This window comes from Gardnerella sp. 2492 (assembly GCF_050320365.1).
Classification (GTDB): domain Bacteria; phylum Actinomycetota; class Actinomycetes; order Actinomycetales; family Bifidobacteriaceae; genus Bifidobacterium.
On record NZ_CP186952.1, the window covers coordinates 1,533,901 to 1,553,864 of the forward strand.

Annotated in this window: 16 protein-coding genes; 11 read left to right on the top strand and 5 right to left on the bottom strand. The window is 41.1% G+C overall.

Features of this window, described 5'->3' with window-relative positions; genetic code table 11:
* Positions 1-11 precede the first annotated feature (11 nt).
* Both ACPFYS_RS06195 and ACPFYS_RS06200 read left to right on the top strand, forming a co-directional pair.
* Positions 12-3,299: a glycosyltransferase family 2 protein gene (locus ACPFYS_RS06195; protein ID WP_427876694.1), complete on the top strand. Its 3,288-nt coding sequence runs from the start codon at positions 12-14 to the stop codon at positions 3,297-3,299.
* Positions 3,299-4,888, top strand: a complete 1,590-nt coding sequence (locus ACPFYS_RS06200) for a DUF5719 family protein (protein ID WP_427876696.1) — start codon at positions 3,299-3,301, stop codon at positions 4,886-4,888. Before ACPFYS_RS06195 ends, ACPFYS_RS06200 begins: the two co-directional genes overlap by 1 nt.
* 25 nt (positions 4,889-4,913) lie before the next feature.
* Here the strand turns inward: ACPFYS_RS06200 and ACPFYS_RS06205 are convergent, their stop codons facing one another.
* Positions 4,914-5,342: a metallopeptidase family protein gene (locus tag ACPFYS_RS06205; protein WP_427876698.1), complete on the bottom strand. Its 429-nt coding sequence runs from the start codon at positions 5,340-5,342 to the stop codon at positions 4,914-4,916.
* Between the two features lie 105 nt (positions 5,343-5,447).
* Between ACPFYS_RS06205 and ACPFYS_RS06210 the strand changes: the two genes are divergently transcribed.
* Complete coding sequence (locus tag ACPFYS_RS06210) at positions 5,448-6,263, top strand: HAD-IIB family hydrolase (protein WP_427876700.1); 816 nt, start codon at positions 5,448-5,450, stop codon at positions 6,261-6,263.
* Positions 6,264-6,457: 194 nt separating this feature from the next.
* Positions 6,458-7,330 carry a ComF family protein gene (locus tag ACPFYS_RS06215; RefSeq protein WP_427876702.1) on the top strand — a complete coding sequence of 291 codons (873 nt, stop codon included), beginning with the start codon at positions 6,458-6,460 and terminating at the stop codon, positions 7,328-7,330.
* 3 nt (positions 7,331-7,333) lie between these two features.
* Here the strand turns inward: ACPFYS_RS06215 and ACPFYS_RS06220 are convergent, their stop codons facing one another.
* The 3 genes from ACPFYS_RS06220 to glgB are packed head-to-tail and all read right to left on the bottom strand — an operon-like array spanning position 7,334 to position 11,582.
* Complete coding sequence (locus tag ACPFYS_RS06220) at positions 7,334-8,485, bottom strand: sensor histidine kinase (protein WP_427876704.1); 1,152 nt, start codon at positions 8,483-8,485, stop codon at positions 7,334-7,336.
* 50 nt (positions 8,486-8,535) lie between these two features.
* Complete coding sequence (locus tag ACPFYS_RS06225; RefSeq protein ID WP_427876705.1) at positions 8,536-9,291, bottom strand: response regulator transcription factor; 756 nt, start codon at positions 9,289-9,291, stop codon at positions 8,536-8,538.
* Positions 9,292-9,308: 17 nt separating this feature from the next.
* Positions 9,309-11,582 (bottom strand): 1,4-alpha-glucan branching protein GlgB, encoded by a 2,274-nt coding sequence (glgB, locus tag ACPFYS_RS06230; RefSeq protein ID WP_427876707.1) that lies wholly within the window; start codon positions 11,580-11,582, stop codon positions 9,309-9,311.
* Between the two features lie 134 nt (positions 11,583-11,716).
* Here glgB and ACPFYS_RS06235 point away from each other — a divergent pair, with 134 nt between their 5' ends.
* Positions 11,717-12,313, top strand: a complete 597-nt coding sequence (locus tag ACPFYS_RS06235; RefSeq protein WP_427876709.1) for a CarD family transcriptional regulator — start codon at positions 11,717-11,719, stop codon at positions 12,311-12,313.
* Positions 12,314-12,443: 130 nt separating this feature from the next.
* On the opposite strand, the gene ACPFYS_RS06240 is transcribed toward ACPFYS_RS06235, so the two are convergent.
* Complete coding sequence (locus ACPFYS_RS06240) at positions 12,444-13,514, bottom strand: metal ABC transporter solute-binding protein, Zn/Mn family (protein WP_427877683.1); 1,071 nt, start codon at positions 13,512-13,514, stop codon at positions 12,444-12,446.
* A 150-nt stretch (positions 13,515-13,664) separates the two neighbouring features.
* On the opposite strand from ACPFYS_RS06240, the gene ACPFYS_RS06245 reads away from it, so the two are divergent.
* From ACPFYS_RS06245 to ACPFYS_RS06270, 6 genes are all read left to right on the top strand, one after another.
* The gene (locus tag ACPFYS_RS06245; RefSeq protein WP_427876711.1) at positions 13,665-14,549 is read left to right on the top strand and encodes a bifunctional methylenetetrahydrofolate dehydrogenase/methenyltetrahydrofolate cyclohydrolase; all 885 of its coding nucleotides are present in this window, start codon (positions 13,665-13,667) and stop codon (positions 14,547-14,549) included.
* A gap of 117 nt (positions 14,550-14,666) precedes the next feature.
* The gene (gene rpsA / locus ACPFYS_RS06250; RefSeq protein ID WP_427876713.1) at positions 14,667-16,169 is read left to right on the top strand and encodes a 30S ribosomal protein S1; all 1,503 of its coding nucleotides are present in this window, start codon (positions 14,667-14,669) and stop codon (positions 16,167-16,169) included.
* Positions 16,170-16,303: 134 nt separating this feature from the next.
* A complete protein-coding gene (gene coaE, locus ACPFYS_RS06255) occupies positions 16,304-17,026 on the top strand; it encodes a dephospho-CoA kinase (protein ID WP_427876715.1) in 723 nt (240 codons plus the stop codon).
* Positions 17,027-17,048: 22 nt separating this feature from the next.
* Positions 17,049-19,163: an excinuclease ABC subunit UvrB gene (gene uvrB / locus ACPFYS_RS06260; RefSeq protein ID WP_427876716.1), complete on the top strand. Its 2,115-nt coding sequence runs from the start codon at positions 17,049-17,051 to the stop codon at positions 19,161-19,163.
* Between the two features lie 350 nt (positions 19,164-19,513).
* Positions 19,514-19,786: a type II toxin-antitoxin system RelB/DinJ family antitoxin gene (locus tag ACPFYS_RS06265; protein WP_119527410.1), complete on the top strand. Its 273-nt coding sequence runs from the start codon at positions 19,514-19,516 to the stop codon at positions 19,784-19,786.
* Positions 19,787-19,811: 25 nt separating this feature from the next.
* On the top strand, positions 19,812-19,964 hold a 153-nt coding region (locus ACPFYS_RS06270), incomplete at its 3' end, for a type II toxin-antitoxin system YafQ family toxin (RefSeq protein ID WP_427896806.1).

The following is a 19,964-nucleotide window of genomic DNA, read 5'->3' on the forward strand; positions in this document are numbered from 1 at the left end:
CACTGGTGAATATGAGTTCAATAATCGCTGATGCAAATACACTTGAAAATCAAGTGTTGCAACTGCTTTCCGCCGAAAAAGAGGCTCATCCTCGAGAAGTAGATGCTTCGATCATGGCTATGATGTGTGTGGAAAGAGACACGCGCTTCTATGGTGACACTTTACGCGCTGTTCTTCACCAGTCAGTTTTACCCAAGACTTTGGTGGTTGTTGATTGTGCTCATCGAGTTGAAGAAATCGTTCAAACATCAATAGATATTACTCTTGATACAACTTTAATTACCGATTTTATATCTTCTGAAAATATTGCTGAAAGTTCTAATAGTAAATTTATGCGCGATGGAGTAAGTAATATTAAAAGTAATACTCATAAAGATTCTCGCAGCATTCGTATTATTATAGTTCCAGTCTCTTTTGCTAGATCTTTCGGTGATGCAATAGAAAAAGCCTTACGTCAGCTTCTTCCGTTACGCGGCGTTAAAGCCCTTTGGTTGCTTCATGATGATTCTCGTCCTGCCGATAGCCGTTGCTTAGAAGAATTGCGAGATACTTGGCGTAATACTCCTACCGCTTCTGTTCTAGGTGCTAAACAGGTAGATTGGCAAGGAAAGATTTTACACAATGTCGGAATGTACGCTTGGAATCATGGAGTTCACACTTTAACAGTTGATGGTGAACAAGATCAAGAGCAGTACGATGGACGTGGAGATGTGTATTCTGTTTCCCTTTCTGGCGCTTTAGTCACATTAAGCGCATGGCAAACTATGCGCGGTACTCAGCCTTGGATGACAACTTTTGGAGAATCTAAAGATTTTTGCAGAAGAGTGTGTGTAAGCGGCGGTAGGGTAGTTGTGGTTCCTCGCGCAAAAATAGCTCATAGGCGTGCTCGTTTTGAAGGACTACGTACTAGAAGTGGCGAAGCTCGTTCTGCAGAAAAATCTGGTATAAATCACGGAGTTATGTCTGTTCTTATCGCAAAGCAAAGATATAAATATACTGACATGCGGATTGTATTCTGGCCATTATTATGGATTTTAAGTCTTCCTTCTGCTTTAGTACTTGCATTAAAAGATTTATTTATTAAACGTCCTTATTCCGCATGGGCACATCTAATTCTTCCTTGGATTATTGTTATGCATCTTCCTCAAGCTATATTTGCTCGTAGAAGAGTGGCTAGATCCACAAGAGTTTCTACTAAACGCTTATCTGCTCTTATTGCAGATCGTCATCAAATTGCTCGTTGGCGAGATAGAGTTTTATCTTACCAATCGCAGCTAAAATGTGTTCTACTTAGTCCACTTGCAAGACGACACCTTCATATGAGAGTTTTAAGAAGGTGGAGTGCTGTTACAGTTTCTTCTCTTATACTTCTTGCAGTAACTTTGTGGCTTTATGGTGCTCCTTGGCGAGAAGTTATTGCAGGAGCGTCATTATATTCCGACCAGTGGCTTCCTACTGGGGCTGATTTTTCTAAGTTGCTTAATGCGGCTGTTGGCTCCTGGACTCCAGACGACTCTTTCGGACCGGCTTTGCCTCCGTCATCTTGGTTAAGTGTGTGGACTTTAGCGTCTATACCTGCTGGTTTTAATCCACTTTTAGCAATAAGCCTCATGTATTTTATGGCTGCTCCTGCTATGTGTTTGAGTTTTTGGGCGCTCGCAGGCGTATTCACACGTTCTGATTTAGTTCGCGTGTGCTCTGCAATTTGCTGGACTATGCTTGCTATGGCTTTTGGATTATTTGCACGCGGCGATTTGCCTATGTTAATGACGATGGTTTTCTTACCTGCTGCGTTTGCGTTCGCGTTCCATGCTGTAGGAATGTATGTTACTGAAGATCCTGTTTTGCCTGTTCCGTCTGTGCAGTGTGCTGCGTGTGCCGCATTATGCTTTATGATTCCTGTTGCGTGCGAACCTCAGCTTCTTCTCCCGTTGATTTGTATCTTTATTGTGGCTCTTATTATGGTTCGCTCTCACAGATTCATGCTTGCTTTGATGCCTGTGCCGGCCGTACTGATTTTGCTTCCAACTTTGGGCAGCGTTTTAAGGTATTTTTCCACTGGGTTATGGCGACAAATGTTTGCTAGTGCTGCGTTGCCGTTACAAAGTGTTGATGGTGCTCCTGATTCGCTTGGATATGCTCAGGTATTGTTAAGAGCTTTTAATATGAATAGTAATCATGGTATTTCGCAGTCTATGCCTTTGCTTAGTTTGCGCGGAATTATTATGATTATTTTTGCTACCTTAGCTGTTGTTATGGCTGTAGTTTCTCTACTTTTGCCGTTTGCTTTGCGAGTATCAAGAATGATGTGGGCTGTTATGCTTAGCGGAATTATTCTTTCGCTTGTAGCGTCCCGTATTACTGTTGCAGTTGATGTTAATGGTAGTGTTGCAGCAAGTGTACTGCCCGGTGTTGCGTTAACGGCCTTAGGTGTTCTTTCATGCATGTGTATGGTTGCAGGTCAAGCAGTTCGACGTTTTGAACCGTTAAAAAAGAAACGCACTAATAATTCTGTTCCAGAAGGCGGATATAAAACTCGTGCCAGTAGGCGTGCTGCTATGAGACGTTCTGCAGCTTTGCTTCTTCGTAAGATTATTTATGTTGCTCGTTGCATACTTGCGTTTGGAATGTTAATTATGGCTGTGCTTTTAGGCTTGTTTGCTGTGCTCAGTGGGCCTGTTGCTTCTGTAAACGCGACTAATTCTGGACTCCCTATGGTAGTTACTGATTACTTGGATAAGAGTAGTGAAAATAGAATATTAGCTTTGCAAGTTCATGGTGATTCTAAGGTATCTATGTCGGTTATGCGTACTGTGCGTGGAGATTCTGTTGATGTTTCACCTGCATTAAGAGTAAGAACTGCGATATACGGTGAGTCATCTAGTTTTAAAACTTTATCTCGATCGGCTGCAAAACTTATGTCTCATGCAGATAATGGTGCTATCGATTCTCTAAAACAGTTGGGAATTGGCGGTATTTATGTAGTTAATTCAAGCAGCATGAGTAATAATTTGCGTAACGATACTAATCGTCTTATTGCTAATATTAACGCTTCAGAAAGTACGCAGCTTGTAGTGAATTCTTCAAACGGAGCATATTGCCGTTTTGATGGAATGCCTTCTAAGAGTTCATTGTCTAAGACTTCTCCGTTCTTTAAAGCCAGACTACTTGTTTGGAGAACTCCTTGGGCTGTTATTTCAGCGCTTGTAATACTTTTGTATTGCATTGTTGCAGTGCCTCGTTTTGGATCTAATACTATGCTTAAGCGTTCTGACGATGAGTATGAGGAGGGTTGTTAATGAGTTGGTTTAAGGACTCTCGTGAATCACGTAATAAGCATGCTGAAGCGAAAGACGCTACTGTTTCTAAGCAACGTAAGCACAGTGTATCAGTTTTGTTGCTTTCTATGATGAGTGCTCTTCTTTTTGTTGTGCCTTCAGTAGTGTTGTCTGTTGTGAGTCCTATGAAATCTTTAGTCGATTCTGCATCTTCATCAGGTTCAAGTATTGAGCATCAGGTTAGTGCCACAAGTTTGCAAACTGTTTGCCCTTCTAGAATTTCACTTCCTGATCTTACAAAATACGGTGATAGTCAGTTTCACGAAACTGAAGGAAATATTAAAGCTGTAGCTAGATATGGTGCTTTCGGTGATGTTTATAGTGCTCAAGTAAATGGTATTAATTCTAAAGATGATCAGTATACTGATTTAAAAACTGCTGATGCTGACGATTATTCTTCCGCTCTTTTTGCTGAATCTACTGTAGATAATGAAGTTCAGATTTTAAAGGGGAATCTTTCTGAAGCTTCTTCTGGAACGGGAATTGCTTCAGCGTACGCGTCTTGGGCAACTCAAGGAGATATGAGAGGTATTGCAGCTTCTACTTGCAGTAATCCTTCAATGAGAAGCTCATTCCTTATTCCTGAATCTAAAACTGGAGTGTCTATTAAACTTGTAGTTGTTAATACTTCTTCAAAAGCTACAGTTATTAACGTTAGTGCATGGTCTTATGAGCATGGAAGCCAACCTGTTAATCTTTCAACAGGAAGTGCTTTTGCAGTGCAAGCTAAAAGTAAAGTATCTTTTGATGTTTCTGCCGCAATATCGCATTCAGAAGGATCGTATATTCAAGTAGTTAGCGATCAGACGCCAGTTGCATCTTATGTAGATGTTATTCGTTCTGAAGGATTATCTCCTAAAGGCATTGATGTTATTAAAACTTTAAGTCCAAGCTCAAAAACTTCTATTATGCCAGGAGTTCTTGCACAAGATCAGACAAAATTGTACATATGGCCGCAAAAATCAGGTCATGCTTCTATTTCATGGCTTACTTCGAGCGGAGTGCAAAAGATTAAAGATATTGATGTTACTTCTAATAAAGTTCAAGTTGTGGATCTTGGCGTAGCTCCAGATAATGTTAATGCGCTAACTGTAGACAGTAATGTCGATTGCTATACTATGGCTCAGGTTTCTCGAGATGGAAGCGCTGGACAGTCAGATGTGGCTTATATTACTGCTGTTCGCAACCAAGGGAATAGTGTAATAGTTTCACCGCTATCTGCAGCAGAAACTACTATGTATGTTGCTTCCGTGAATAATCAAAATTCTTCATTTGCTATTAATGCGTATAATTCTCGAGGAGAACTAATAGCTTCTAAGCGTTACGATGTTGCTCCTAATTCTGTTGTTGAAATTAAAGGCAACGATATTAATGATAAATCCGTTATGTACACGCTTAAGTCAAAAGATTCTCTTTCTTGGGGAGCTAGATTAAACAGTAAAGTCCTTGGTGATGAGAATATTGCTTCAGTTGCATGGCTTTCTCCGCACAGTTTAGAATCACAGCATATGAATATTCGTGTTTCTAATGATCCGCGTATAGTTCACTAAATTTAGCTTTTGCGTGCAGCAGAATTTATATTCCCCAATCTGGGTCTATTTCTTCAGGCCTTCTTCCGTATAGTTCTGCTAAGCGTTGAACTATTTCGTCTCTAATTGCGTACTGTAATTCTGCTCTACTAGTTACGTGAGTGCACAAAGGTAATCTGTATAATACTATTCTTGCAGGTATTCCTCGATTTGCTGGGAATGATTGAGACATAATCCTGCGACTATGTTCCCACAAAACTGGTTGGGAAGGTGGTACGTCTTCTACAGCAAATTGGACATTTTTCGTAAGCTCATGCCAAGCTCCGTTAAGTCTTCTAATTTGCCCAGCAACCATAGAATCAAACATTCCACTTGCTGTTCTGTATCGTGGCAGACGCGTACCAAACATTGGTGTTCTTATACCTCTACCGTGTCTGTTACGGTATATTTTCTGTTCCCAAACTAAATCTGCCATAATTTAATTTTACTGTATAAAATACATACGGCAACGTGTTAAGCGTTGCAATATAAGTACAATATGAAATACTAGAACAGTAGGCATACTCAAGGAGGAAGCGCAATGGTTGAGGCGATGGTGCATGATTGGCGAGAATCTAATCTTGCTGAACGTATTGCGCAATCCTCAGTTATTGCTTTTGATTTAGACAATACTTTAGCGTGTTCTAGAAAACCGATGCTACCTGAAATAACTTCAGTATTAAGTAAGTTGATTAATATTATGCCTGTTGCGATTATTACAGGTGGAAGCTTAGAGCTCGTAAAAAGCCAGGTAATTGATGTGCTTAAAAATAATACTTGTCTTACTCATTTGCATATTATGCCTACAAATGGAACAAGCTATTATCGTATTGATTCTGATGGTATTTTGCGTTGCGTATACGAGCATAAAATAGATGAAACATGTGCTAAATATGTAATAAGCGTTATGCGAAATTGTGCTAAGAATATGGGACTTCTTAAAATGCCTGGGGATAGCAATCTGTGGGGTGATCAGATTGAGTATAGGGGTAGTCAAATTACTTTTTCTGCATTAGGTCAACTTGCGCCTTTAGAAAGTAAAAAAGCTTGGGATCCTACTGGAAAGTTGCAGTCTGAATTAACTGCAATGGTTGCTGAAGCGCTTCCTGATTTTGCAGTACGAGCAGGAGGTGAAACTAGTGTTGATGTTGTTAGTAGGGGAGATAACAAAGCTGAAGCGCTTAATTCATTAGCGCAATCTTTTGAAGTTGATATTTGCAGTATTACGTTTATTGGTGACAGGATGACTCCTGAAGGTAATGATTATCCGACTTGTTTGACTGGAGCTTTGGCTGTGAAAGTAAGTAATCCTTCAGATACGTTGGAATTGTGCAAAAAGGTACTTGCTTTTTTGTGATTTGATATTTGCGAGTTTGCTACACTAAAATTCTAAAATTTGCAATACTATTTTTTTATTGTGGATAAAACCTACCCTGTATCCACATAGGGTATTTTTTCTTGTAAGCGTTTTTAGTAGTTTTTAAACTTGTTTTCATGGTTGGGGGATTGATTACGCGTCGATATGCGGGAGATCGACACGTAGGAGATGCAGTGCGCAGGTTGATGGGGACTGCGCACTGTACTTTTTCTTCAAAAGGAAGTGAGAATGAAAGTCAAATCGCAAGTAATAACGTAGGTAATAACGAAAATTGCGTTGAAAATACTGAAGTAAATTCTATAACTGAAGTTAGTTGGAAAAGCGTAGTAGTTGCATTATTTAATACTTTACTTCCTCGAGGCTGTGCAGGTTGTGATTTTCCAGATACAGTTTTATGCAATAAGTGTTATGAAGAATTTGCGTCTTGGCAAGTAGCATCCTTATCTAGCAGCATTACTGGTTGCCGTTATTCCTGCGCTAAATATGATGGAAATGTTAGAAGAGCAATATTGCGTTGGAAAGATCACGACGATGTAGCTTGTGATGCAATTTTTGGCACTTTACTTTCGAATTTGATAGTACGAGTTATTCGAGAATACGTGAGTAATTATTCGAATAATAAATTCAATAATGTTTTGAATAACAGAATTCTTATTATTCCTACGCCATCAGCATCTAAATCATTTCGCAGACGTGGAAGAAAACATGTGGATTCTGTAGCGAAAATAGTTGCAAGAAACTTGAATAATTCTGGTATTCCTGTGATTTTTTCGAGTCCTCTTAAAATGAATTCCTTTGTGTCAAATAAATCTGTACAAACTTCTGGATCTTCTGGTAGAGCTGCTCGTGCTTTGAATGCTTTTGTTGTAAAGAAAAATATACTTTCGAAAACTGATCATCCTATTTTCGCAATTGTTGTTGATGATATTGTTACTACTGGTTCAACTATGAACAGTTGCGTTCGTACTTTAAATGATTCTGGTATTAGAGTGCTTGCTGGGTTTTCGCTAGCTGCTGTGTCTGATACCCGCGATGATGAAACTTAAAAATTACTTTTTACCAGATACGTTATAGTTTAGTGGAAGAGTGATTTCAAAATTTGGCCCACGTTTATCGTCAACAACTTTTACTGTTCCATTGTGTAATTCTGCTGCCCATCGTGCTATAGAAAGCCCAAGTCCAGTTCCGCCTGATTCGGTGCCAATTCTTTGATTTCCTTTTACAAATCGTCTGAAAATCTCAGATCTCTGCTCTTTTGGAATTTGCTTGCCAAAGTTTATAACATTACTAACTAAAGTATTATGTTCTTTATCTTCTTTGGAGCAAATAAGAACATGCGTATTATCTGGTGAGTGTTTCAGAGCGTTTGAAATAATATTTGTAAAAAGTTGAGAAAGCCTATTTCTGTCTCCAGTAAGTTTAATATTTTGCTCAATTTCAACTTCAATACTGTGATTGTGTCCAGCATCCGCAACTTCAAGCGGTTCAATAATTGTATCAAGGAATTCTGCAACATCAAAAGTTGTAATATTTAGACTTTCAGCTCCAGCTTCTACTCTAGATAAATCAAGAAGAAATGTGATTAAATCTGCTAAGCGGTGGGTTTGGTTCAATATTGAGTCAAAATTAGCCGGAGTTGCTTCAATAACTCCATCTGCAAGATTCTCTAACATTGCTTGTAAAGCAGAAACTGGTGTACGCAATTCATGACTCACATTAGCTATTAACTCTCTTCGCATTTGATCATCATGCTCAAGTTCTTCAGCCATTTCGTTAAAAGCTAATGTTAGTTTTCCTACTTCATCTCTACGATTTTCTATTGCGACTCTAACTGAATAATCACCATCTGCCATTGCTTCAGAAGCATCGCGCATTTGTCTTAATGGTGCAGTTAGTCCTCTTGAAAATGTGTATGTTATGCCTAGTGCTACAGCAAGAGTAAGAGGCATAGCAATCCAACCATTTAAGCCCATTTTTAGCAGGAACCAAGCCATAACAAAAGCTATTGCTGTAGCTACTACAATAATTGCGGAAAGTTCACCTTTTAATGATGAAAAGAATCCTACAGGCCTATGAGGATACGTGTGACTTGTTTTATGAGATAAATGATTTTTACTAAATCTGTTATCAGAATTGTTTAGTTTTGAAGTAGACACAAAAGTTATACGCGACGTTTCTTCTTGCTTTGATTTAGTAGTCATTATGGTTCTACCTACTTTTCTCGCTGTCGTCGCGATTTCTAAGACTTCTTCTAAGACTTAGTTTGTGATTGTAATATTTGATCATAATCAGGCATAGGAGGTTCAAAAGCGTATCCTATACCGTGCACAGTTCTAATCCAATTAGAACCAATTTTATGTCTTAAAGATTTAATATGAGAGTCAACAGTGCGAGTTCCAGAAGCGTCAGGCCAATCCCATACTTTTTCTAATAATTCTTCGCGCTTAAAAACTGTATGTGGTTTTCGTGCAAGCATTGTAAGCAAATCAAATTCAGTAGGAGTGAAATGGATCTCTTTATTGTCTAACAGTACTGAACGTTGCTTAGGCTTAATTACTAAGTTTGCGAAAGTTATTGTACGTTCTTTTTCAACAGTCTTAGCTATTTGAGTTGCTCTTTCTACTCTTCGTAGCAGAGCCGCACATCTAGCAATAAGCTCTCTAGGAGAGAACGGTTTAGTCATATAATCGTCTGCGCCGGCACTTAAACCTACTATTTTGTCTGATTCGGCATCTCTAGCAGTTAGCATAAGAACTGGCACAGGTCGCTGCGCTATAATCCGCTTTGTTGCTTCTATTCCGTCCATAATTGGCAGCATTACATCCATAATAATAAGATCAGGATGTAATTGCTGAGCTGCTCTAACAGCAGACGCTCCATCAGATGCTACTCGAGCTACCCAACCTTGTGCAGCTATTCGCTGCGCTATAGCTGTGGCAAGATCTGGCTCATCTTCCACAACAAGTATTGTGCGAGTAACTCCGTTACCTGATGGAGCGTTCAGCATGATACTATAAAAACCTTTCAGTGCTTTACTGGCTTTAAGAATACTGCGCCAAGAGCAGGTACAGTAATTCTTGCAGAGTATGGTCGCGAATGATATTCTTCAGCTGCAGCAGTAAATGTGCCATTGTGAATATCAGAACCGCAATACTTTGCATCATCTGTAGTTAGTATTTCTTTCCACTGGCCGCCCTTTGGCAACGCAACCTGGTAGTCTTGCCAAGCTTGTCCAGAGAAGTTAACTACTACTACGATTTCTTCGCCATCGTCACCGATACGCATATAGCTTAAAGTATTATGATCAGAATCATCACTTGTAAGCCACTGGAATCCATCTGGAGTGAAATCTTGGCTCCAGAATGCGCGCGAACTTTTGTACAAAGCATTAAGATCGGCGACTAACTTCTGCACTCCCTGATGGAATGGCCATTGAAGTTCATTCCAATTAAGTGACGTGTTGAAGTTCCATTCACTCGACTGACCAATTTCGCCGCCCATGAATAGCAAGTTCTTTCCAGGATGAGACCATTGGTATGCAAGCAGTGCGCGCAATCCTGCGAATTGCTGCCATTCATCGCCAGGCATCTTTCCAAGAAGTGAACCCTTACCGTACACAACTTCATCGTGGCTTAATGGCAAAACGTAATGTTCAGAATACGCATAAACCATAGAGAATGTAATCTCATTGTGATGCCAACGACGATTGATAGGCTCTTCTTTAAGATACTGAAGAGTATCGTGCATCCATCCCATGTTCCACTTCAAACCAAAACCAAGACCGCCCATATCGGTTGGTGCTGTCACACCTTGATAAGCAGTGGACTCCTCGGCAATCATCATAATGCCAGGATTATTCTTGTAAGCTGTTGCATTTGCTTCCTTGATGAAATCAATAGCCTCAAGATTTTCGCGTCCTCCATACATGTTCGGACGCCACTGACCAGCTTCACGGCTGTAATCAAGGTAAAGCATCGAGGAAACTGCATCAACTCGAAGCGCATCAATATGGTATTCGTCAAGCCAGAAGCAAGCATTTGCTACAAGGAAGTTCCTTACTTCATGACGTCCAAAGTTGAAGATGTAAGTGCCCCAATCTGGATGTTCTCCACGCAGTGGATCTGGATCTTCGTACAATGCCGTACCGTCGAAGCGTCCGAGAGCAAAATCATCCTTAGGGAAGTGCGCTGGCACCCAATCCATAATTACGCCGATACCGGCCTTGTGAAGCTTATTAACCAAGTATTTGAAATCGTCAGGGGAGCCTAGGCGAGAATCAACTGCATAATAGCCCGTAACTTGGTAACCCCAAGAACCTGAGAATGGATATTGCGCAAGTGGCATAAACTCTACGTGAGTAAAGCCTTCTTGCTGAACGTAATCAACGAGCTTATCAGCCAAATCCCTATAATTCTCAAGATCTCGGTTCCAGCTATTTGCTTGAATTTCGTAAATACTTATAGGACCGTCGTGAGTATCGGTCTTTGCGCGATTCTCAAGCCATTCACTGTCATGCCACTTAAACTCGGAATCAACAACAACAGAGCCTGTATTAGGTGGTACTTCATGAGAGCGTTCCATTGGATCTGCTTTCATGATCCAATTTCCAGCTTGTGTCAATATTTCGAACTTATAAACTTCTCCAGCAACTACGCCTGGAATAAATAATTCCCAAATTCCTGAAGAACCAAGTGAACGCATAGCGTGACGACGACCGTTCCAGTAGTTGAAGTTGCCAACTACTCGTACAGCTCGAGCATTTGGAGCCCACACTGAGAACGCAGTACCTGTAACCTTCTTAACCATCTTTCCAGTTTCAGGCGAGACTAATCCCCATGTGTCAGTGATGCTCTTTACATGAGCGCCAAGGGCTTCCCAAAGGCGTTCATGTCTTCCTTCTCCAAAGAGATACATATCGAGTTCGCCAACTTGTGGAAGATAGCGGTATGGATCGTCATCTACGGACTCAGTGCCATCTACTTCTACAGTTCTTACACGGTAGCTAGGAACAGACCATTCTTTTGTTTTTGTGTGCTTAACAGCTGGAACAACGGCGGTGAAAATACCGTTATACTCATGCTTTGCTTCGTATTCACCGCTTTTGGTGAGAATGGTTACTTTTTTGGCCATCGGTCGTAAAACACGAACGGTAGCAGTGCCAGCACCCTTGTCGGTTCCTAGGTGTCCGCCTAGAACCTCGTGTGGATTGTAGTATTCTGCATTGCTCACCGCAGCAAGCACATCCTGTCGGACTGCTACTGCGACTGCATCTTCATTGATGTTAGTAACTGTACTCATGTGCACTATCATACATCATTCTTGAATTATGTCGTAAGCGTTTTGACATATAGTAAAAAAATTGTAAAACTTTTTTCAAGTCGCACCCTTGTGGAAAACTTATAAGAGTTTTTTCTGTGTTTACGGAGGGTTCTGTGGATTATCAAATCGGCGATATGGTCGTCTATCCTCGTCATGGCGCTGCTCGTGTTGAAGAGATTAGTGAGCGTACTGTGAAAGGAGTTACTAGGCAGTATTTGCGTCTAGTTGTACTGTCTTCCGACGGCTTAGAGATTAATGTGCCGGTGGATAATGTTAAAAAAGTTGGCGTTAGAGACATTGTTGGCGCGAAAGAAGTTGCAAAAGTATTTGAGATTTTGCGCACACCAATTATAGAAAAAGAAATGAATTGGTCTCGCCGTTATAAGTTGAATGTAGAAAAAATAGCTACAGGTGACGTTAATAATATTGCTGAAGTTGTGCGTGATTTATCTCAGCGCGATGTTGATGAGCATGGATTGTCAGCTGGAGAAAAGCGTATGCTTGTGCGCGCAAGAAGTGTTCTTATTTCAGAAATTGCTTTGTCTGAAAAGATTGATGAGCATGAAGCTGAGCGTTTGCTAGATGTAAATCTTGGTTATGAGAGTCCAAAGCCTGGAGATGAAGAACATCATACTATGGCTCCGCAAGAGGCTGCAGCTGATACTCTTGCTTTGCTGTCAGCTAGAAATAAGAAGTCCAAAAAGAAGTAATTAATAATTAATAATTAATAATTAATAATTAATAATTAAATCTGTGAAATACTTCATTCTATAGTTTTAAAAAAGCCAGGAAAAAACTTCCTGGCTTTTCTTATCTTATTTTCTAATTTTATTTACTAATTTACTTTCCTGGATCCTGCTGACCTTTGTTTGAATTTGGTTTTCCGGCTTCAACAGGATGTGGATTTTCAGTTATAGGTTCTTGTGAATCAGTACTGTCAGCTTTCTTATCCTCATCTTTTGCTAAAGCTTCACGAATAGTCTTTGTGTTGTTTGCGGCATTATTCATGTCGTCACAAATTTTAGTAATCCATTGATCTAAGCTTTTAGCATACGATGGCATTAATTCGCTTACTGAAACAGTACTCGTGTAGCTACGTCCAGCTATGCCAACTAAACGGTTATAGTTGTCGTCGCTTTGCTGAGTATCGTTAATCAATATGTCTATATGTCTACCTTCAATCAACTTCTGAAACTCATCTATACTCGATTTGTCTGGAAGATTTCCTTGATTGATTGCATCTGAATAGCTTTTTGGAGTGCTATCTTTAAGACCAATATCTGACATTAGCCAGAATAAGATCGACGAAGTTGAAGCGTACTGCAAGCTTGAGTGTTCTTTAGAGAATTTCTTTATATATTCTTCTAATTTCTTTTCACGATCTTGCCATTGGCTAAGTCGATCGTTAAAAACTTTTCGTTTATCAGGTTTCACTCTTGTTAATGCTTCTGTTACTGCGGATGCCACTGCGTTTCTCGCATCATTTGAGAACCATAAGTAAGGATTATCTCCATTCAAGGCTCCTACTGTGGATGCTGCACTAATAAACTCTGCATTCTTTGGACGTATTTTTGTAATCCAATCGTCGTAGCCTGCTCCATTTACTAGAAGCACTTGCGCATCCTGTATGTCTTTGGAATTTTTACTATTTGGTTTAAACGAGGAAATATCGGTATCACTACCTGAAAGTATGGAAGTAACTTTTACGTCATCTCCACCAATTTCTTTTGCTAGGCTTCCCCAAGTGTCAATAGTGGAAACAACAGATATAGGTTTTTCTGCGGTTTTCGTTTTCTTTGGTTTTGTTTCTTGCGACCCGCATGCTGCTAAACTTATTGCCATTGCTGATGCTATTACGCACGCTATGGCTGTTTTTGCAACATTGCATAATGTATGAGTAACGGTACGCATCATTGTCGCTCCTTCAGTACATGGTTTTATTTGGGCCTACGATTTGTAAGTAGTGTCGCATACCTCTATACTTCACGATAGCCTATTCATACGAATTGTGCGAGTTGGATTACGAGAGTTGTAGTGCATAATTCTTGAGAGGTGATATATATGACTGTTATTTTGGATGGCAAAGCTGTTGCTGAAAATATTAAGCACGATTTGCGTGAGCGTGTTAAGAATTTACATAAACTTGGGATAGAACCTGGTCTTGGTACATTATTAGTCGGTGAAGATCCTGGCTCTTTAAAATATGTTGCTGGAAAGCATAAGGATTGCGAAGATGTCGGTATCCGTTCAATTAGGTGCGATTTGCCAGAAACTGCAAGTCAAGAAGATATTTTACAAGCTGTAGAGAAGCTTAATAATGATCCTGCTTGTACTGGTTTTATTGTGCAATTGCCGTTGCCTAAAGGTATTGACATGAATAAGGTTATTTCATCAATTAATCCTGCAAAAGATTGTGATGGAATGCATCCTTATAATCTTGGCGAATTAGTAACTCATATTTCTGGAGATATTAACACGCCTCTTCCTTGCACTCCACGCGGTATTTTAGCTCTTCTTGATGCGTACAAAATAAATCTTAATGGTAAATCTGTTTGTGTTCTTGGAAGAGGGATTACTGTTGGTCGTACAGTAGGTCTTTTGCTAACTCGCAGGGGAGTTGACGCTACTGTAACTTTATGTCATACGCATACTAAAAATCTTCATGAGATTATGCGTCAATCAGATGTGATTATTGCTGCTATGGGCAGCGCTGGTTTTGTGAAACCTTGCGACGTAAAACCAGGTGCAGTGCTTGTTGATGTTGGAGTATCACGAGTATTTGATGAAGATGCTGGAAGATACAGAATAAAAGGCGACGTTGATATAGCTTGTAGAGAGATATCTTCTGCGTATTCTCCAAATCCTGGAGGAGTTGGTCCTATGACTCGCGCAATGCTGCTTGCTAACGTTGTTGATATTGCCGAGCGTTCAACACGCCCGGAGTAAAACGTAGATTTTGGCTAGGGCTGCTTATAAACTCAGTAAGAGTGCGCGCGTAAGCGTGTATTTACTATAACTAAATATCGAGTAATATCCACCCCAAGAAGAAACCACTAATAGGTAATGGCAGAGAATAATAACGAAGTCGCCAAGGTTGCGATTAATGATATTGGCACCGAAGAAGACTTCATCAAGGCAGTCGATTCAACCATCAAGAATTTCGATGATGGTGATTTAGTTGAAGGTACCGTCGTAAAGATTGATCACGACGAGGTATTGTTGGACATCGGCTACAAGACTGAAGGTGTAATCCCTTCCCGTGAACTTTCCATCAAGAAAGACGTTGATCCAGATGATGTTGTCGAAGTTGGCGACACCATCGAAGCCCTTGTTGTCACTAAGGAAGACAAGGAAGGACGTCTGATTCTGTCCAAGAAGCGTGCACAGTATGAGCGCGCTTGGGGCGATATCGAGAAGATTAAGGATGCTGATGGTGTTGTTGAGGGCACTGTCATCGAAGCTGTTAAGGGCGGCTTGATCGTAGACATCGGTTTGCGCGGCTTCCTCCCAGCTTCCTTGGTTGAGATGCGTCGCGTTCGCGATCTATCTCCATACATTGGCCAGAAGATCAAGGCTAAGATTCTCGAACTCGATAAGAATCGCAACAATGTTGTACTTTCTCGTCGTCAGTATCTCGAGGAAACCCAGTCTGAAGTTCGCGAAACCTTCCTTTCGCAGCTTAAGAAGGGTCAGATCCGTGAAGGCGTTGTGTCTTCTATCGTGAACTTCGGCGCATTCGTTGATCTCGGCGGTGTTGACGGCCTCATTCACGTGTCTGAGCTTTCCTGGAAGCATATCGATCACCCATCTGAGGTTGTTAAAGTTGGCGACAAGGTTACTGTTGAGGTTCTCGACGTTGATCTCGATCGCGAGCGTATTTCCCTCTCCCTTAAGGCAACTCAGGAAGATCCATGGCAGCGTTTCGCTCGTACCCATGTTCCTGGACAGGTTGTTAAGGGCAAGGTTACTAAGATTGTTCAGTTCGGTGTGTTTATCTCCGTTGAAGACGGTATCGAGGGCTTGGTTCACATTTCTGAGCTTGCAAACCGTCACGTAGAAAACCCAGAAACTGTTGTTAAGGCTGGCGAAGCGGTGTTCGTCAAGGTTATTGATGTTGATCTTGATCGTCGCCGCATTTCCCTCTCCTTGAAGCAGGCTAACGAGGCTGTTGATCCAACTTCTGAAGATTTCGATCCAGCTCTCTACGGTATGCCAGCTGAGTACGATGCTGAAGGTAACTACAAGTATCCAGAAGGATTCGATCCAAACACTAACGAGTGGATGGCTGGTTACGAGCAGCAGCGTGAAGAGTGGGAAGCACAGTATGCTGCAGCTCACGAGCTCTGGGAAGAGCATAAGGCTTTTGCTGCTAAGGAACTTGAGGCTGCTGCTGAATCTGCTGCTGCTGACGGTCAGCAGGAAGAAGCTGAAAAGAAGCCAGCTAAGGAAGAAAAGAAGGAAGAAGCTGCTTCCAACTATTCTTCTGAGGCAACTTCAGAAGGCACTTTGGCTGATTCCGATCAGCTCGCAGCTTTGCGCGAACAGCTTTTGAGCGAAAAGAAGTAGTTTCTACTTTCTACTAGAAGCTTATTAAGAATTGCCCCGGTGAGTAATCATCGGGGCAATTTTGTAATCGAGTTACTTCTAGTGGAATATAAACGGGAACAAGCGGATATAAGGGGATTATTTATAATCTATATATGACAATAATGCGGATTGCGGTAACGGGCGGAATTGCAGCCGGAAAATCTACTGTAGTAAACCATTTGCGTTCGCTTGGCGCGTTTGTTATAGATTACGACGTTTTAGCGCGTAAAGTAGTGGAACCAGGAAGCGCAGTGTTACAACAAATTGTAGGCATTTTTGGGGAAAATGCCGTTAAGAATGATGGCTCTTTAAATCGAGCGTTTATTGCTGAGCGTATTTTTGGAGATGGCGATGAACGTAAGCAAGCGTTAAGTAAGATTGAGTCGCTTATTCATCCTGCTATTTATGATTGCGCAAAGCTTTTAGAAAGCGAGTATAAAAGTGAGTGTGATAGGAAAATTTCTAAGGAAAATTGCAATTCTAAAGAAAATCGCAATGAGATAAGCAGCATGAGATCTGTTATTGTGCACGACATTCCACTTCTTGCGCAAGTAATCGACAGCATTCCATTTAGTTTTGATCATATTATTACTGTTGAAGCGCCTCGAGAAATTCGCGTTAAACGAATGATAAGCGAGCGAAATATGACTGAGAGTCAGGCTTTAGCGCGCATAAATAGTCAACTTCCAAGTAAAGTTCGAAAAGATATGGCGGATTTTGTAGTTGATTCCACTAAACCAATGGAATCTATGCTTAACAGTGTTGACGATACGTTGAAATCATGGTTGCGCGAAATAAACAATAAAAGTGCTGAAATGGCGAAACTGGGGAAGTAAAAAACTGGGGAAGTAAAAGATTATGTCGAATAAAATTCAGCGCACAAACAAGCCTTTTGTTGTAAAAGCGCCGTACGAGCCTTCGGGCGACCAGCCGCAAGCAATCGACGAGCTGGCGAATCGCATTGAAAACGGCGAAAACGACGTTGTTTTAATGGGCGCAACTGGCACTGGTAAAACTGCTACAACCGCTTGGCTAATTGAGCGTTTGCAGCGGCCTACACTTATTATTGAGCCGAATAAAACTTTGGCGGCTCAGCTCTGCGCGGAGTTTCGCGAGCTTATGCCAGATAATGCTGTGAGCTATTTTGTGTCTTACTACGACTACTATCAGCCAGAAGCGTACATTCCGCAAACAGACACGTATATTGAAAAAGACTCGAATATTAACGACGATGTTGAGCGTCTTCGTCACGCTGCTACAGCGAATTTGCTTACGCGCAGGGATTGCGTTGTTGTGGCTACTGTTTCTTGCATTTATGGACTCGGTACCCCAGAGGAGTATGCCGAGCGAATGCTTATGTTAAGCGTTGGCGAGCAACTTGAGCGAGATGATTTATTGCGTCAATTTGTGAGTATGCAATACAAGCGCAATGACATTGCGTTCACGCGTGGAACTTTTAGAGTGCGCGGAGATACGGTTGAGATTATTCCTGTGTACGAAGAATTAGCTGTGCGAATTGAGTTCTTTGGCGACGAAATCGACAGAATTACAATGTTGCATCCGCTTACTGGGGAAGTAATTCGCCAGGAGAGTAGCGTTCATATTTTCCCAGCGTCTCACTACATTGCAGGTCCGGAGCGCATGGAGCGCGCGCTTGAGGCGATTGAAAAAGAGCGTGACGAAAGAGTTGCGCAGCTTAAAAAGCAGAATAAATTGCTAGAAGCTCAGCGTTTGGAAATGCGAACTACGTACGATTTGGAGATGCTTCGCCAAGTGGGAGTATGCCCAGGAGTGGAGAATTATTCAAGGCATTTTGACGGACGCGCGGCAGGCACGCCTCCGCATACGCTGCTTGACTTTTTCCCGGATGACTTTTTGCTAGTTTTGGACGAATCGCACGTAACTGTTCCGCAAATTGGAGCTATGTATGAGGGTGATGCTTCGCGCAAAAGAACGCTTGTGGAGCATGGTTTTAGGCTTCCTTCTGCAATGGATAATCGCCCGTTAAAGTGGAAAGAATTTTTGGAGCGCGTTGGTCAAACTGTGTATCTTTCTGCAACGCCTGGAGATTACGAGCTTGGGCTTTCGGATGGCGTAGTCGAGCAGATTATTAGGCCTACAGGCTTGCTTGACCCTAAGATTGAGGTTCGACCTGTAGAAGGTCAAGTTGACGATTTGCTTGCGGAAATCAAGATTAGGGTTGCAAAAGATGAGCGTGTGCTTGTTACTACGCTTACAAAGAAAATGGCGGAAGACTTAACTGATTACTTTTTGGAGCTTGGTATTAAAGTTGAGTACTTGCATTCGGACGTTGATACTTTGCGCAGAGTGGAGCTTTTGCGCGAGCTTCGCGAAGGCAAAATTGATGTTATTGTTGGCATTAATTTGCTTCGTGAGGGTTTGGACTTGCCGGAAGTTTCGCTTGTTGCGATTTTGGATGCAGATAAGGAAGGCTTCTTAAGATCTTACCGTTCGCTTATTCAGACGATTGGCCGTGCTGCTCGTAACGTTTCTGGGACTGTGCTTATGTATGCGGATACTGTTACGGATGCTATGAGCAAGGCGATTAGCGAGACGGAGCGTCGCCGTGAAAAGCAAATCGCGTATAACAAGGCTCATGGAATTGATCCTAAGCCTTTGCGAAAGAAGATTAGCGATGTGAACGATATGCTTGCTAAAGAGGATGTTGATACTCAAACTTTGCTAGCAGGCGGTTACAGGAATGCTAATAAGGCTGGGAACTCGCATTATGGTGTGCCAAAAGAGCCAAATCTTGGGCAGGCTAGCAAGGAAAAGCGTATGGCGAATATTTCTGCGTTGCCACAAGATGAGATTATTTCTTTAATTAAGAATTTGAGCGAGCAAATGCATACGGCGGCAGAACAGTTGCAATTTGAGCTTGCGGCGCGATTGCGCGACGAAATACGTGATTTGAAGAAAGAATTGCGGCAAATGGATGCGGCTAGTAAGTGAGGGTAATAAATAGTTTCGTACTAATCGTGAGTTAATCGTGAGTTAATCGTGCGAAATTTGTGTTTTTATTTTTTGATACGCGTAGAAAATAAGAGTTTTTGGTATAATTAATCGTGAGTTAATCGCAGCGCATAAATCCCATAAATTAAGGTGAGTAATTTGCAACAATCAATGTGCTCGCCTTATTATTTTAGCTCGCCTTAATTGTTTTGGTGTGACTTGTTGTTTGCGTTTGCAATTCCTATTCAGTTGGATTACTTTAGTTAGTCTGAATTATATACAATGCAATGACAATATGTTGAAGATAGGCGAATATTTGCGTATGGTAAAAGAAGGTGGAGGTATTGTATATGACTACTACGAATTTAAATATCAGAACAGATAAGGGAATTAAAGAACAAGCTGATAAGATTTTTTCAGAACTCGGGTTCAATATGACGACAGCGATTAACATGTTTTTGCGAACAACTATTCGTGAGAATGGAATTCCATTTTCTCTTAAATTAGAGGTTCCAAATGATACAACAATTGCTGCTATTGAGGAAGGTAGACGTATTGCGTCTGATCCTAATGTAAAGGGTTATCGGAATATGGAAGATCTTAAGGCGGCTCTTGATTTATGAAATATGAAGTAAAATTCACGAATCAATTCAAAAAGACCTTAAATTAGCTAAGAAACAAAATAAAAATACGGATAATCTTTTAAAAGTAATTGATGTTTTAGCTAATGGTGGTGTGCTAGAAGCTAAATATTGTGATCACGCTCTGACTGGAAAATATAGCGGAACAAGAGAATGTCAT